The sequence below is a fragment of the Lachnoclostridium sp. An76 genome (genome assembly GCF_002161355.1).
Lineage (GTDB): Bacteria > Bacillota > Clostridia > Lachnospirales > Lachnospiraceae > Mediterraneibacter > Mediterraneibacter caccavium.
This window is the reverse complement of sequence record NZ_NFHL01000006.1, coordinates 15,013-31,012: the sequence shown is the minus strand read 5'-3', so window position 1 is coordinate 31,012 and position 16,000 is coordinate 15,013. Positions and strand designations below refer to the sequence as shown.

The window sequence follows — 16,000 nt, the reverse complement described above, 5'->3', positions numbered from 1 at the left end:
GTCACAGCACGGAGAGAAACGCTTTTACGATTATCGGATTTATGTAGATTTCCAACAGGATCCCCACTGACATCGCCAGAGATACAAAGATTGTTTTCTGACGGTTCCAATGAGTCTGCGGGACTGTATAACAGTACCACAAAAGGACTACATACGCCGGGATATAGAGCAGGAACTGGGGAAACAGCCCTACAAGGCACAGGATACTGCCCTTGATCCCCAGATTCAGCACTGCCGCAGAGATCAGGATCCCTGCGGAAATGCCCGTCCACACAAGGAACAAGACAGCAGACACTTTCCCTGCTTTTGTGAGGGAGAGCCCCGCAAGAGCGAGGAACGGCACCGCCCGAAGCCGCAGAAGATACCAGATATATTCCTTTGCGTCAATACTCACCGACTGGAACTGATCCAAAAAGAAATCGCTGAATATCCCCGGTTCAGCCATATATTTTCGGGCAATAAAATTCACATAAACAATGCCGAGCAAAAACCCCGGCATAAAAAAAACAAGGAACTGCTTTCTCGAATGAAATATCTTCATGGCGCCTCCTGGTCCGTCCTGGAATGTTCCGCCGGCGGAGCAGGCATCACACCCCTGTCCCGCCGGATATTTCATTATATGCCGGGGTAATCCTTTTATACATGATATTCTTCTGCGATCATAACGTATTCTGTGCGCAGGATCCCTATACGTGATATTTCACGGCGTATGCCATAAGAGACGCAACCGTCTTCGCGTCTTCGATCTCTCCTGTGAGGATCTTCTCCTTGAGTTCATCTATGGTATAAGCCTTCAGGTCAATAAACTCGTCCTCGTCCAGATGCTGCTTTGAGGGGATCAGATCCTTCGCCACATAGACTTCGATCCTCTCATTGCAGAACGCCACCGTAGTGCGGAGAGTGATCAGCCACTCCAGGTTTTCGCTCCTGTACCCGGTCTCCTCATCCAGCTCACGGGATGCGCACTCCCTGCCAGGCTCATCCTCCGCATCCAGGGCGCCCGCCGGGATCTCCAGCGTGTAGCGGTCAAGCGCATTGCGGTACTGCCGCACCATCAGGATCTTTCCTTCCTCTGTCACAGGCACTACGGCAGCCGCTCCCTTGTGTTTGATAAAATCCCAGATCACGGTGTGATCCCCATTGATCTCCATCGTATCCTGATAAAAGTCAATGATCTTCCCCTTAAACTTCAATTCCCTTTTCAGACGTTTGATCTGCTCGCTCATACTCTTCTTCTCCTTCTCTTATTCTTGATCATGACCGGACAGGGGAAACCGTTTCTCCTGTCCGCCGCGATACTGCGGACAGCCCATGCGGACATGGCGGCCGCCTGCCAGGCGTATCATACAAAAAAGAAAGCCCCCGTCTTGCGACAAGGGCTGACCTTTCATCTGTTGTTATGATTCTCTGCTATTTCGCGTAATCTGTCGCCCGTGACTCACGGATTACATTTACTTTGATCTGCCCCGGATACTCAAGCTCGAATTCGATCTGCTTAGCGATATCCCTGGCCAGAAGCACCATATCATCATCAGATACCTGCTCTGGAACTACCATAACACGGATCTCTCTGCCTGCCTGGATGGCAAAAGACTTATCCACACCTTTAAACTGGTTGGTAATCTCTTCTAACTGTTTCAATCTGTTGGTATATGTTTCGATGGTCTCGCGTCTTGCGCCCGGACGGGCCGCTGAGATCGTATCAGCAGCCTGCACTACGCACGCGATCAGAGTCTGCGGTTCCACATCACCGTGATGTGCTTCCACAGCATTAATGACAGTTGCGGACTCCTTGTATTTCCTGCAGAGATCCACACCTATCTGGATATGTGACCCTTCTACATCATGGTCGATCGATTTTCCTATATCATGCAAAAGTCCGGCGCGTTTTGCCATTCTTACATCGATACCGATTTCTCCTGCCAGAAGCCCGGCGAGCTGTGCAACCTCGATAGAATGCTTCAGGGCATTCTGCCCGTAGCTCGTCCTGAACTTCATGCGTCCGAGAAGCCGGATCAGCTCCGGATGGATACCCGGCACACCCACTTCAAGGGCAGCGGCCTCTCCTTCTTCCCTGATCATGGTATCGACTTCTTTCTGCGCCTTCTCTACCATTTCCTCAATTCTCGCCGGATGGATACGTCCATCTACGATCAGCCTCTCGAGGGCGATCCTTGCCACCTCGCGGCGTATCGGGTCAAATCCGGATAAGACAACCGCTTCCGGCGTATCGTCAATGATCAGTTCTACGCCTGTAAGCGTCTCCAGCGTCCGGATATTCCTTCCCTCACGTCCGATGATGCGGCCTTTCATCTCATCACTCGGCAGCTGTACGACAGAAATCGTCGTCTCTGCGACATGGTCTGCGGCACATCTCTGGATCGCGTTGACAACATATTCTTTCGCCTTCTTGTCAGCTTCCTCTTTTGCCTGAGCTTCCAGCTCCCTGACCATCTTCGCAGTGTCATGCTTAACATCTTCTTCAACAGTTTTCAACAGATATTCTTTTGCCTGTTCGGAGGTAAGTCCTGAGATCCGTTCCAGTTCCTGTACACGTTTCTGACTCAGCTCATCTACCTTGGCTTCACGCTGGCGAAGTTGTTCTTCCTTTGCTGTGAGCTTTGACTCCCGCTGTTCCAGGGCGTCAGAGCGCTTGTCAACTGCCTCTTCTTTTGCGAGCACTCTCTTCTCATAGCGCTGCAGTTCCGCTCTTCTCTCCTTTGTCTCTTTCTCAAGGTCGTTCTTCGTCTTGATGGATTCTTCCTTGACTTCCAGAAGAGCTTCTTTTTTCGTTGTCTCAGCAGTTTTCACAGCATCGTCGATGATCTCTCTCGCCTTTGCTTCCGCATTCCCGATCTTGCTCTGGGCATTTTTCTTGAGATTGGAAATCGTCGCAAAGTGGGAAATGATCCCAACTATCAACGCGAGGGCCACGGCAATTACAATACATAAGCCTAAACTTAATTGCACAGGAGCACCTCCTTATTCAATTTTCATTGTACATATTACTTAAATACAACAGTTAAATTTTATACTGTTTTCACAACAATGTCAAGCATTCTCGTGATAGTTTTGTATCACTTGACGGACGGTGTCATAACGGAATCCCTTCCGTGCCAGACAGGCGTACATTTTCTGTATCTGCGCCTCGTCTGAGTTCTCCGTGGAAAACCGTTTTTTCTTCAGGATCTTCCGGACCGCCTCCTCTTCTCCGTCTTCGTCTTCACTGTAACACGCCTCAAAAGCGGCCTCGATCTTATCCGCGGAAATCCCTTTTCTGAGCAGAAGAGCCTGGATCTCTCTCCGGCTCTTACTGTCCTTCCTGCTCCGCACAAAATTTTCTGCATATCTGGTATCGTCCAGATAGCCGAAAGACTTCACATAACGGACCGCCTCTTCCGCCGCATCCTCCGGATAAAGCCCCTGGCGCAGCTTCTCCCTCAGCCCCGCTTCCGTGCGGTCCATATCTTCCAGAAGATGCATCGCCCGCAGTTTTGCCCGCTTAAAGACTACATCTCTGCGTATTGTTTCCACAGTTTCTTCCGGGATTTCCTCTCCCGCTGCGATCCCGAACCGGGATAATTCCCCTTTATACAGGACAAATGCAAAACTCCCGTCCAGATACACTTTGGATTTGATCTTTGTCAGCGGCTCGATCTTTGTGACTGTCATTACGCCTTTCCGCCTTTGAGGGCAAGGTCACTTTCCTGCCCTGCCTTTTTCTGGGAGGCAGCCTTCTTTTCATCCGGCTTCTCACCGGCTTTCCCGTCTGCGTTTTCTTTTGCGCTGTCCCCGCCTGCGCCTGAAAGATTATAGTGCGCGCGCACCTTCCTGTCCAGCTCTTCCATCAGCTCCGGATGGTTCTCGAGATAGGTCTTGGCATTTTCCCTGCCCTGCCCGATCTTCTCGCCCTCATATGCATACCACGCACCGCTCTTTTTGATCAGATCGATCCCTGTGGCAAGGTCAAGGATATCCCCCGCCCTGGAGATCCCTTTCCCGAACATGATATCAAACTCCGCCTCCTTAAACGGAGGAGCGATCTTATTCTTCACGATCTTGATGCGCGTGCGGTTTCCAACCATCTCGCCGCTCTGCTTCAGTGTCTCGATCCTTCTTACATCCATGCGCACTGAGGCATAAAACTTCAGCGCACGGCCGCCCGTCGTTGTCTCAGGATTTCCAAACATAACTCCCACCTTCTCACGGAGCTGGTTGATGAAGATGACAACACAGTTGGACTTGCTGATCACAGGCGTCAGCTTCCTGAGCGCCTGGGACATCAGCCTCGCCTGGAGTCCCACGTGGCTGTCTCCCATGTCCCCTTCGATCTCCTGCTTCGGCACCAGAGCTGCCACAGAGTCAATGACAATAATGTCAATGGCCCCGGATCTTACCATAGTCTCTGCGATCTCCAGCGCCTGGTCGCCGCTGTCCGGCTGGGAGATATAAAGTTCATCGATATCAACGCCGATATTCTTCGCATATACCGGGTCCATCGCATGCTCCGCGTCAATAAAGCCCGCGATGCCGCCTCTCTTCTGCACTTCCGCGATCATATGGAGCGCGACTGTCGTCTTACCGCTGGACTCCGGTCCGTATATCTCGATCACACGCCCCTTCGGCACTCCGCCAAGCCCCAGGGCAAGGTCAAGGCTTAAGCACCCGGTCGGCACCGTCTCCACAGCCACATGAGCCCCTGACTCTCCGAGCTTCATGACCGCCCCTTTTCCAAAATCTTTCTCCAGCTTCGCGATCGCCGCATCCAGCGCTTTTTTCTTTTCTTCATTCACTGCCATAAATAAATTCTCCTTTTCTCGTATCGAACAATTGTTCGCATCTGGTATTATAGTATTATAGCTCTTGTAAAATGTCAACAAGATTTTTCTCTGACTATTTCCAATGTCCCCCTTTCCTGAAAATAAGATCAATGGGTTACGTCCATCATCGGGTAAATGTCCTGAAACGGATCTTCCGAAAATGAGAAGCCTTTCGGCATGAGTGACGGTCGGTAAGAAACCCTCCCGTATCAGTGAAGAAATGATAGCACAAAAAGCAGGGGAAAACAATCCGGCAGAATAAACAAATCTGTATTTGTGGGGGGAGCCGCTGTCAGAGTAAAACGTCCGAAAACAGTGAAGCGCGGTTATAGAAGACGTATTCAGCACGGGTGTGTGGGTGGCTTCGGCTCCGGGGCTCCGTGGCAGCAAAAACTAAGAAATCCGGGACTATGCTAAAGGCAGAAAGCAGCAGGGAGCAACTCGCCTTTGGCTCAGACAAGCCCCCTGCTGCTTTCAACGCATAGTTCCGGATTTCAAGTTTTTTCAAGCCCCTCCGCAGTCACCTCAGACACCCACACACCCGTGCTGAAAGGTTTTCGAAAAAGGCGCTTCGCTGTTTTCTGGTTTTGCTCAAGACGGAAGGTCCCCCGACAAATGCAGCGTTTAAAAACGTAGCGAGAAGGGAACTTTCCCGGCAAAAGGCAACCCATCTCCCGGAAGTCCGCGTCACCTTCCGTCTAATAAAAATTCCTGTTTCGCCACAGAAGCTCCCCTCTCACCCACCTTTTGAAATCCTGCATTTGCCTGCGGGGACCTTCCGATCGGATGCGCGCAGAAAACCGGCCCCTTTGATGCGCCTTTCGCGGCGGGCGGGGATATGGCGACGGTGACTTGGAGTAATCTGATGGAAAGACTTAAAAGAATGGGATGCGGCGTTAATTTCAAAGCGGATGCCTGAGCCGCAGGCGAATCTTCCGCTTTGGAATTGTCCTTAGCCGTATCCCATTCTTTTTACGTCTTTCCCAGATTACGGAACCGGAACCTGAGCCATATCCCCGCCCGCCGCGAAAACGTCCTGCAACAAACCGGCGGTTTTCGGACGTCATATTCACAAGGAAGGCTCCCCCGCAAATACAGATTTTACCTCAGGGCCTGCTCCACATCTGCTATGATGTCTTCCACATTTTCAATCCCTACGCTGAATCGGATCAGATCCGGCTGCACGCCTGCCTCGAGCAGCTCCTGATCGTTCATCTGGCGGTGTGTATGGCTTGCCGGATGGAGAACGCAGCTTCTTGCATCCGCCACGTGTGTAACGATGGCAACCAGTTTCAGCTTATCCATCATCTCTACAGCGGCTTCTCTTCCGCCTTTGAGGCCGAAGGTGATGACCCCGCATGTCCCGTTCGGCATATATTTCTGCGCCAGGTCATAATACTTATCTCCCGGAAGGGACGGGCAGTTCACCCATGCCACCTTTTCGTGGCCTTTAAGATACCGTGCCACCTTTACAGCATTCTCACAGTGTCTCGGCACTCTCAGATGAAGAGTTTCAAGTCCGATATTCAGAAGGAACGCATTCTGCGGGGACTGGATCGAGCCCAGATCCCTCATGAGCTGTGCAGTCGCTTTCGTGATATATGCGCCTTTCCCGAATTTTTCAGCATAGACAATACCATGATAAGTCTCATCCGGCTTTGTCAGGCCCGGAAATTTATCCGCGTGCGCCATCCAGTCAAAGTTTCCGCTGTCCACGATCGCGCCTCCTACGCAGGCTGCATGTCCGTCCATGTATTTTGTCGTGGAGTGTGTGACAATATCCGCCCCCCACTCGAACGGACGGCAGTTGACCGGAGTGGCAAACGTATTGTCCACGATAAACGGTACGCCGTGTCTGTGCGCCGCAGCGGCAAACTTTTCAAAATCAAGGACGACAAGCGCCGGATTCGCGATCGACTCGCCGAACACTGCTTTTGTATTATCACGGAATGCTGCTTCCAGTTCCTCTTCCGTGCAGTCCGGGTCGACAAAAGTAGCCTCAACCCCCATCTTGCGGATCGTATGTGCATAAAGGTTATATGTGCCGCCGTAAAGTGCGGACGCGCATACAATATGGTCACCTGCCTGTGCGATGTTCATGACCGCATAAAAATTTGCCGCCTGACCGGAAGAAGTAAGCATCGCGGCCACACCGCCTTCCAGGTCGCAGATCTTTGCCGCCACTGCATCATTGGTGGGATTCTGGAGACGGGTATAGAAATACCCTGACTCCTCCAGGTCAAACAGCCTTCCCATCTGTTCGCTGCTCGTATAGCGGAACGTAGTGCTCTGATAAATAGGCACGATCCTCGGTTCTCCGTTCCCCGGCTCATAACCTGACTGTATGCATTTTGTCTCTATCTTGTAATCACTCATCTTTCGTCTCCTTCCTGCTGCCCTGTCATGTAATCTTTCTCCAGCCTTCTTACCATCTGACTGTATACATCCCTGCATTCTTCATTCCTGCCCTCTTCGATCAGCCGGATACAGGGGCTTAAATAGTCGTTCCATATGCCGCGGTATATCTCATCCGCATTTTTCTCTCTGTTGATCCGTTTTACGATCGTAGGCGCAATGTTATAATACTCTTCCACCAGTTTTCTTCCGCCATCTGACATGAGAAGATAATCATCCCTGTACCTTCTGAGCGCAGTCAGCTCATAGCAGTCGTCCGGTTTGCCAAGGCTTCTGCAGACAGCAGTAGTGATATAGCAGAGAAGCCCTTTCCTGAACCCGCCGCTGATCCCCTCATAAGTAGATAATCCGATCTTATATTCCGGCATCTTTTCATTCCAGATATCAACCATCCTCTGGGTCAGCTGCCTCGCCTTCTCTGTAGGAGCCAGTCCCATCAGGGGAAGGAAATAAGATACCATGTTCATCTTGTGATCCAGGCTCCTGAGCTCTTTCCTGCGTTTGGAGGGCTGTTCAGCAAGATCCCCAGCCACATATTCAGGGACACATGCAGCAAGACTTTCCAGAGCCTCTTCTGACCTGTCACAGATGCCGGCTGTCTCTTCGAGCAGCTCTTCATACATCTTTCTCAGCGAATCCATCCGATTATCATAGGTTGCTTTTCTGAATTCATAATCCATGGTCGTACGGTACAGATCTGTCAGCTCTTTCTGAAGTCTCTTTATCTCCATCCCGCACCCCTCTTATTCGTTCCAGTTGTGATAAACATCCTGGACATCATCATCCTCTTCCAGCAGATCCAGCGTCTTCTGGATATTCTTGATATCCTCCTCATCCGTCAGTTCCACATAAGTCTGAGGGATCATGGTCACCTCTGCCTCTGCCATCGCGATCCCTGCCTCTTCCAGCTTCAGCCTGACATCACTGAACGCTGCCGGGTCTGTCAGGATCTCGTAGCTCTCTTCATCCTCCGCAAAGTCCTCAGCTCCCGCGTCCAGCGCCAGCATCATCAGCTCATCCGCATCCATATCGCAGTCTTCTTTTGCGACAAAGATCTGGCCCTTCTCGTCAAACATAAAGGACACACATCCCGGCGTACCTACATTTCCACTTCCCTTTGTGAATGCATTCCTTACATTGGAAGCAGTCCTGTTCTTATTATCTGTCAGCGTCTTTACGATGATCGCCGTACCGTTCGGCCCGTATCCCTCATATGTAATGTGCTCGTAATTGTCAGCGGAACCCTCTCCTGCTGCTTTTTTGATATTTCTCTCGATCGTGTCGTTCGGCATATTATTGGATTTCGCCTTGGCGATCACGTCGCGGAGCCTGCTGTTGTTCGCCGGGTCAGCGCCGCCGCCCTCTTTTACCGCGACTGCGAGCTCACGTCCGATCTTTGTAAATATCTTTCCCTTTGCCGCATCGTTTTTCTCTTTCTTATGTTTGATATTGGCAAATTTTGAATGTCCTGACATATTCTGGATTCTCCTCTTCTATCTGTACTTTTCTCACATTTTGCCTTACAATTCTATCACTCTTTTCGTCTCCTGTAAAGCAGGCATCCGCTGTAAAACAGATCCGTAAAGCTCTGTAAACCTCTGTAAAACAGATTGCAAAACAGGAATACAGAGCAAAATCGGACATACAGTGTACAGCTGCTGGCATACGGCTATGTAGGAAGCTCCAGGCTGATCCTGATGGCCTGATCCACCTTCCTCATCATCCCGCCGTCAATATGGCACACATACTCTTTAAGCCGCTGTTTGTCGATGGTCCGTATCTGTTCCAGAAGGATCACAGAATTCTTCACGATCTTGTAATCCCTCGTACTGATCTCAATATGGGTCGGCAGCTTCGCCTTATTCATCTTTGAAGTGATCGCCGCACAGATCACAGTCGGGCTGTGTCTGTTTCCCACATTATTCTGGATGACCAGGACCGGACGTATCCCGCCCTGCTCTGATCCCACCACGGGGCTTAAATCGGCATAATATATATCTCCGCGTCTGATCATCAATCCGTTTCACACTCCGATCCACATACTTATACGCTCCTGCATGCATATATGGTCCTGCATGCCGCATACTTCAGTATTCCCCGTTTCATCGGATGTATTCCTGCGGATACCGGTCTTTGCCCCTGCCCCCCGGTCTCGAGCTCAGTCTTCCGTGATCCTGCCGTCCTTCACGTACACGCGTGGGATCCTCTTGCCCAGGCAGCAGACGAACTCGTAGTTAAACCTTCCGCTCAGTTCCGCGAGCTCTTCGACTGTGATCCTGTCATCCCCGTCCTCTCCGACAAGGACTGCCTGGTCCATGAACCTGGTCTCCGGGATCTCGGTCACATCCACCATGAACTGATCCATGCACACTCTTCCGAGGATCCCTGCCCGCTTCCCGTGGATGAGGACAGAGCCCTTATTCGACAGTGACCGGGGGTACCCGTCACCGTACCCTACCGGGATGGTAGCGACCCGCATCTTCTTTTCCGCCACAAAAGTGCCGCCGTAGCTGATGGCAGTCCCCGGCTCGACGTCCTTTACATAAGTCACATGGCTGATGAGGGAAAGCGCGGGCTTTAAGTCTACCGCCTCTTTGTCTACCTCATCCGAAGGGTACATCCCATAGGTAGAGATCCCCGCTCTTGCCAGGTCATGCTTCATATCCGGGAAATCGATGATCCCCGCGCTGTTGTCACAGTCATAGTAGCGGATCCTGACATTTCGTCTCTCCATCTGCTCTTTCATCCACATGAATTTCCTGTGCTGCTCCAGGGTATAGGTCTTATCCCTTTCATCCGCTTTGGAAAAATGGGTAAACATCCCTTCCAGGCATACATTCGGAAGATGGCTGATCCTCTCCACTGTCTCTGCGCTCTCCTCATTTACCGGGAAGCCGATCCTTCCCATCCCTGTGTCGATCTTGATGTGGAAATACGCAGTCTTCCCCTGCCTGACCGCCTCCTCTGACATCCCGCGGGCCATCTCTTCCGTATAGACCGCCGCGCGGATATCATACCGGATCATGTCTTCATATTCATCAGGGAACACACACCCGAGCACAAGGATCGGTTTCTCCGCGCCGGACTTCCTGAGCTGGATCCCTTCATCAAGGCATGCCACCGCATAGCCCCATATATACGGTACTTTTTCAAACATCCGGGCGATGGGCACAGCTCCGTGTCCGTATCCGTCTGTCTTCACGACCGCGATCAGGCGGGCGTCCCCTCCGATCCTCTTTTTCATCTGTTCCATATTATATAAAATCGCGTCAAGATCGATCTTTGCATATACCCTGTTATGCTGCTTCATTGTCTATTCTTCTCCTCTGTCCTGTTTGCGCAATACATTTTCTATCCCAGCGATAAGGTCTCCCGCGAGCACACTGTATGCCCCTTTTGCGCCGCGCGCTTCATCTCCCCCGCATGCATGGAGGAATACTCCCAGGCACGCACTGTCAAACGCGTCCATTCCCTGCGCTGTGAGCCCTGTGATCACCCCCGCGAGCACATCCCCTGACCCTGCCTTTGCCATGGCACTGTTCCCCGCAAGGTTCAGGAATGGCGGCTTCCCCTTCTGCGCCACTGCAGTCCGGCTGTCTTTGAGCACGCACACAGCCGGGTATTCCTCTGTGAACTCCCGGACGGTCTCCAGCCGGTCCGCCGCCAGTTCTGCAATGTCCCGCCCAGTCAGCCGGGACATTTCTTTCATATGGGGCGTCAAAACAAGGGGGATCCTGCTTTCTCTCAATACGTCCATGTGCCTGCTTAAGAGATTCAGGCCGTCCGCGTCAACGATACACGGGGCATCCGCTTCTCTCAGCGTATGGAGGAGTATCTTTTCAGAAATCTCCCCCGTGCCCAGCCCGCATCCGATGCACACAGTATCCGCCCATTTCAGCAGGCCGGAAAGCTGCTCCGGGTCATACCCGGTGTAACACGATACGATCGCTTCCGGGAGGAGCTGCTGGATCACAGTCCGGTTTTCCTCGGCTGTGTAGACCTGCACCAGTCCGGCTCCCACAGCATAAGCCGCCCTTGCGGACAGATAACAGGCTCCTGCCATCCCCCGGCTCCCCGTGACCATGAGGACTCTGCCGTAGCTGCCCTTATGGGAATCCGCCTTCCGCGGCGGGAGCAGAGCTGGAATATCCTTCCTGTCGTAAGTAAAGCATACTCCCGGATCTCTGCGGAAAAAATCCGTGCTGATCCCGATGGGGGCAGCCACCGTCTCACCTGCATACGTTTTCCCGGGGAATAATTCGCATCCCGCTTTCACGCATGCCATAGAGACTGTCAGGTCCGCGCGGAACGCCGTCCCCAGTATCTGACCTGTCCGGGCGCATACTCCGGAGGGGATATCCACTGCCACCTTACGGCAGTCCTGACGGTTCATCCAATGGATAATTTCACAGTATTTCCCTGAGATCTCCCTGCTTAACCCCACACCAAACACCGCATCTATTATAACAGTATATTCTTCCTGCGGAATTTCAGTGAATACCCGGATGCCCATGTGCTCCGCGATCTTTTTCTGGAGAGCGCACTCTTGACTCAGAGAGGTTTCTTTTCCTGCGAAGAGAACCTCCGCATGCATCCCCTCTTCTTGCAGGAGACGCGCCACAGCAAACCCGTCCCCTCCGTTATTTCCGCTCCCACAGACCACGAGCGTCCGGGAAGTATCGACCTTTCTCTCATGCATCGCTTCCACAACTTTAAGCGCCGCCCGCTCCATCAGCACAAGGGATGGCACTCCCAGTTCCTTTATCGTATATGTGTCAGCAGCTTTCATCTGGACACCGTCCGGCAGATACCTCATCTTCTCCACCTTCCTTTCTGGACTCATATCCTGGTACATCGTTTCGCAGTTATTATACTGCCCTCATTATGAAACATACCCCGCAGCTGGCTGCGGGGCTGTGTCGTCGATCTTTATTTTTTTCTTCCTGACTCACGCTGGCTGATATTGTAGGACAGCTTCATCAGGCTGTCCGAGAGATGCACGCTCTCCACGATCACATCCTTCGGAAGCGTCAGGTCTGTGTGGGCGAAATTCCATATCGCCTTGATCCCGTTTGCGATCAGGATATCCGCTACTTCCACTGCCTTTGATTTCGGGATCGTAAGCGCCGCGATCTCGATCTCATTATTCTGGAGGAAATCCACCAGCTCATCCATCATCCTCACCCGGATCCCCCGGATAGTCATCCCTTCCAGACGGGGATTCACATCAAACAGGCTCTTCAGCACAAATCCACTCCTCTCGAAGGATGCGTAATTTGCCAGCGCCTGTCCGAGATTTCCGGCGCCGATGATAATGAAATCATGCGTCTTATCCAGCCCCAGGATCTTCCCGATCTCTGTATACAGGTACTTTACATTGTACCCGTACCCCTGCTGTCCGAATCCCCCGAAATTATTCAGGTCCTGCCGGATCTGGGACGCTGTCACATGCATCTTCTTGCTCAGGTCATTCGAGGAGATCCTCTCCACGCCCGCTTCCAGAAGATCTCCCAGATAACGGTAGTACCGGGGCAGCCTTGAGATCACTGCTCTGGATATTTTTCTGTGTTCCAATTCTATCACCTTCCATCGGCCGGCTCCTGAAAACATAGTGCCGCCCGCTTTTTTCACTATGGTTTATTATATAAAATAGTTAATATTATGTCAATTTTTACTTTTTCTGACCCTACTGTTTATTTCCTTGTATTTTAGCGGGATTCCGTTATAATGGTTATCTGAGAGGAGGAGTACCGATATGATACTCGCATGCCATAATATCAGCAAATCTTTCGGCGACCGCATCATCGTACAGAACGGTTCTTTCCACATCGAGGAGAGAGAAAAAGCCGCTCTGGTAGGTGTGAACGGAGCCGGGAAATCTACAATATTAAAAATGATCATGAACGAAGAGCCGACAGACGGCGGGGACATCACCCTGGCTAAGGGAAAGACGATCGGCTATCTCGCCCAGCACCAGGATCTCATCCCCCACGGGACGATATACGAGGAGCTCCGCAGCGCCAAAGCGGACATCCTGGAGATGGAGCAGCGCCTGCGCGCCATTGAGCAGGAATTAAAAAGCCTGTCCGGGGACGCCCTGGAAAGCAGGCTGGAAACATACAACCGCCTTCAGTCAGAATTTGAATCGCGGAACGGATACGCCTGTGAGAGTGAGATCACAGGCGTATTGAAAGGGCTTGGATTTACAGAAGAGGAATTCTCCAAAAAGACAGACACCCTCTCCGGGGGACAGAAAACACGGGTAGCTCTGGGAAAACTGCTCCTGACAACCCCGGACATCCTGCTCCTGGACGAGCCCACCAACCATCTGGACTTGAATTCCATCGCCTGGCTCGAGACCTTTCTCATCAATTATCCGGGCGCCGTATTCATCGTATCCCACGACCGCTTCTTCCTGAACCGGGTCGTGACAAAGGTCGTTGAGATCGAAAACGGAGAAATCCGGATGTACCTGGGCAATTACCAGGCTTATTCCGAGAAAAAGCAGCAGATCCGCGACGCCCGTCTCAAAGAATACTTAAACCAACAGAGGGAGATCCGTCACCAGCAGGCAGTCATCGAAAAGCTCCGCTCCTTTAACCGTGAAAAATCCATCCGCCGCGCGGAGAGCCGTGAAAAAATGCTGGAAAAGATGACCCCTGTTGAAAAGCCCATGGATGAACCCAGGGAGATGCACTTTACTTTAGAGCCGTCCTGCATCAGCGGGAATGACGTTCTCTCAGTGGAAGGGCTCTCCAAACAGTTTGACAGCCAGGTCCTCTTTCAGGATGTCAGCTTTGAGATCAAACGAGGGGAACATGTCGCGATCATTGGCGATAACGGCACAGGAAAGACCACTCTCCTTAAGATCCTCAATCAGGTGCAGAAGGCGGACGCCGGTTCCTTTACCCTTGGAGCCAAAGTACAGATCGGATACTATGACCAGGAGCACCACGTACTCCACGACAACAAGACGATCTTCGATGAGATCTCTGACGACTATCCGACGCTCAACAATACCCAGATCCGCAACACGCTCGCTGCCTTTCAGTTCACAGGAGACGAGGTGTTCCAGGTGATCTCCACCCTGAGCGGCGGGGAAAAGGGGCGCGTATCCCTGGCAAAGCTCATGCTCTCAGAGGCGAACTTCCTCATACTGGACGAGCCCACCAACCATCTGGATATCGCCTCAAAGGAGATCCTGGAAGAAGCGCTCAACAATTACAGCGGCACAGTACTCTATGTGTCCCATGACCGCTACTTTATCAACCAGACTGCCACGCGCATACTGGAACTGGTGAACCGGACCTTTGTAAATTATATTGGGAACTATGACTACTATCTGGAGAAAAAAGAAGAGCTGACCAGAGCTTATGCATCTGCTCCGGCTTCCGGGGATCCGGGAAATTACAGGAATGGCGCGGCTTCATCAGCGAATGTCTCCGAAAGCACTGTCCAGCCTTCTGCTTCCGCTTCTTCCAAGCCGTCTGCGCTGAGCTGGCAGGAACAGAAAGAACAGCAGGCAAAAGAACGGAAGCGGAAAAACGACCTGAAAAAGACGGAGGAAGAGATCTCCCGGTTGGAAGAACGGAATGCGGCCATCGACCACGAACTGACTCTGGAAGAAGTTTACTCCAACTCCGTCAAATGCCAGGAGCTGGCGTCTGAACGGGCTGCGAATGAAGAAAAGCTGGAAGAACTGTACGAAAGATGGGAGACTTTGGCGGAGTAAATCTAGATAAAAAGTATATCAATACGATACATTTTATCTATCTTAAACTTGAATCAAAATATCCATTATGCTATATTATGAATAGAAAAGGGAAACCACAAGCGGTCTACCCTCAAATCTCAAATAGTAATTAGCAGTTACTTAGTAACAGCCGTCAACTATTCGCAGTAGTTGGCGGCTATTTCTTTCCCTTGAAGATCTCATAACAGAGACCAACAAGAGCGACAATAAAAATCAACAACTGGATCAAATCCGAGTATGTAACATTCACTGGCATCGCCCTCCTGTTTTAGTATCACCAGTTTATAAATTTAACCTGTTTCCAATACTTGAATTGTTTTTAGTTTAGTGCTTAAATAGTAAACGAACAAAAATTATAAATCAAAAAAACAATTTATTTATTGATAGTATCCCACAATTCTAATGCTCTTTTGACGATCGGAAGAATTTCTTCTTTTCTATTTGTCAATAAATCATCCATATGTTCTTTTTGCACGTCTGTTAATTTTTTAGATGTATCAATTACATTACCTTTTTCGTCTACTTCAATTTCTCCCGGATATAATGCTAAAAATATTTTTCTATTCTCATCAATATTTATAGTAATATCCATATCCCCTTTACGAGCAGTAAGCCAGAAGTTATCAGTATCTAATTCATATTTTCCAATAGATTTAGGCGTTACTAAATAGTCAACGCCGTCTTCTGTTAAAGCATAATTCCCTTGATATCTTTCAATAAAATCTTCAGTTAATTTTTTAGTAAAACCAGCACTCTCAACCTTATTATACATATTATTGTGTTGAACTTTACAAATACCGATATATGCACCCCCTAAAATTCCAACAATCAAAACACCTGCTGTCAAGCCCACAAATGCCTTTTTGTAAATTTTAAAGTTATCAATTTTTTTGACCATGACCAACTTCTTGTTTGCCAGAAAAAATGACGCAGATAATGTTTCCACTACCTGCGCCATTTCTCATTACATCTTTGAAATATTACTCCATTTTAAATTTCCAAGCACCTTATT

At 50.5% G+C, this 16,000-nt stretch carries 14 protein-coding genes; 1 reads left to right on the top strand and 13 read right to left on the bottom strand.

The window, feature by feature from the left end:
* Position 1: 1 nt before the first annotated feature.
* The 12 genes from B5G27_RS11195 to B5G27_RS11140 all read right to left on the bottom strand — a co-directional run bounded on the left by B5G27_RS11195 (position 2) and on the right by B5G27_RS11140 (position 12,809).
* On the bottom strand, positions 2-541 hold the full coding sequence (locus tag B5G27_RS11195; RefSeq protein ID WP_087179096.1) for a hypothetical protein: 540 nt from the start codon (positions 539-541) through the stop codon (positions 2-4).
* 145 nt (positions 542-686) lie between these two features.
* Complete coding sequence (locus B5G27_RS11190) at positions 687-1,226, bottom strand: NUDIX hydrolase (protein WP_087178960.1); 540 nt, start codon at positions 1,224-1,226, stop codon at positions 687-689.
* A gap of 184 nt (positions 1,227-1,410) precedes the next feature.
* Positions 1,411-2,970, bottom strand: coding sequence for a ribonuclease Y (gene rny / locus B5G27_RS11185; protein WP_087178959.1), 1,560 nt, complete (start codon positions 2,968-2,970; stop codon positions 1,411-1,413).
* Between the two features lie 81 nt (positions 2,971-3,051).
* Positions 3,052-3,672, bottom strand: a complete 621-nt coding sequence (locus tag B5G27_RS11180) for a regulatory protein RecX (protein ID WP_087178958.1) — start codon at positions 3,670-3,672, stop codon at positions 3,052-3,054.
* Complete coding sequence (recA, locus tag B5G27_RS11175; protein ID WP_087178957.1) at positions 3,672-4,799, bottom strand: recombinase RecA; 1,128 nt, start codon at positions 4,797-4,799, stop codon at positions 3,672-3,674. The genes B5G27_RS11180 and recA overlap by 1 nt, the downstream gene beginning before the upstream one ends.
* A gap of 1,122 nt (positions 4,800-5,921) precedes the next feature.
* Positions 5,922-7,196 (bottom strand): O-acetylhomoserine aminocarboxypropyltransferase/cysteine synthase family protein, encoded by a 1,275-nt coding sequence (locus tag B5G27_RS11170; RefSeq protein ID WP_087178956.1) that lies wholly within the window; start codon positions 7,194-7,196, stop codon positions 5,922-5,924.
* Positions 7,193-7,966 (bottom strand): CFI-box-CTERM domain-containing protein, encoded by a 774-nt coding sequence (locus B5G27_RS11165; RefSeq protein WP_087178955.1) that lies wholly within the window; start codon positions 7,964-7,966, stop codon positions 7,193-7,195. Before B5G27_RS11165 ends, B5G27_RS11170 begins: the two co-directional genes overlap by 4 nt.
* Positions 7,967-7,978: 12 nt before the next feature.
* Positions 7,979-8,710 carry a YebC/PmpR family DNA-binding transcriptional regulator gene (locus B5G27_RS11160; protein ID WP_087178954.1) on the bottom strand — a complete coding sequence of 244 codons (732 nt, stop codon included), beginning with the start codon at positions 8,708-8,710 and terminating at the stop codon, positions 7,979-7,981.
* A gap of 194 nt (positions 8,711-8,904) precedes the next feature.
* Entirely contained in the window at positions 8,905-9,252 is a 348-nt protein-coding gene (locus tag B5G27_RS11155; protein ID WP_164488451.1) for a type II toxin-antitoxin system PemK/MazF family toxin, read from the bottom strand.
* A 141-nt stretch (positions 9,253-9,393) separates the two neighbouring features.
* Positions 9,394-10,545 (bottom strand): alanine racemase, encoded by a 1,152-nt coding sequence (gene alr / locus B5G27_RS11150; RefSeq protein WP_087178952.1) that lies wholly within the window; start codon positions 10,543-10,545, stop codon positions 9,394-9,396.
* A gap of 3 nt (positions 10,546-10,548) precedes the next feature.
* Positions 10,549-12,051, bottom strand: coding sequence for an NAD(P)H-hydrate dehydratase (locus B5G27_RS11145; protein ID WP_087179095.1), 1,503 nt, complete (start codon positions 12,049-12,051; stop codon positions 10,549-10,551).
* 113 nt (positions 12,052-12,164) lie between these two features.
* Positions 12,165-12,809, bottom strand: a complete 645-nt coding sequence (locus B5G27_RS11140; RefSeq protein WP_087179094.1) for a redox-sensing transcriptional repressor Rex — start codon at positions 12,807-12,809, stop codon at positions 12,165-12,167.
* A 181-nt stretch (positions 12,810-12,990) separates the two neighbouring features.
* On the opposite strand from B5G27_RS11140, the gene abc-f reads away from it, so the two are divergent.
* A complete protein-coding gene (gene abc-f / locus B5G27_RS11135; RefSeq protein WP_087178951.1) occupies positions 12,991-14,967 on the top strand; it encodes a ribosomal protection-like ABC-F family protein in 1,977 nt (658 codons plus the stop codon).
* Positions 14,968-15,361: 394 nt separating this feature from the next.
* Here the strand turns inward: abc-f and B5G27_RS11130 are convergent, their stop codons facing one another.
* Positions 15,362-15,946: a hypothetical protein gene (locus B5G27_RS11130; protein ID WP_087178950.1), complete on the bottom strand. Its 585-nt coding sequence runs from the start codon at positions 15,944-15,946 to the stop codon at positions 15,362-15,364.
* Positions 15,947-16,000 lie beyond the last annotated feature (54 nt).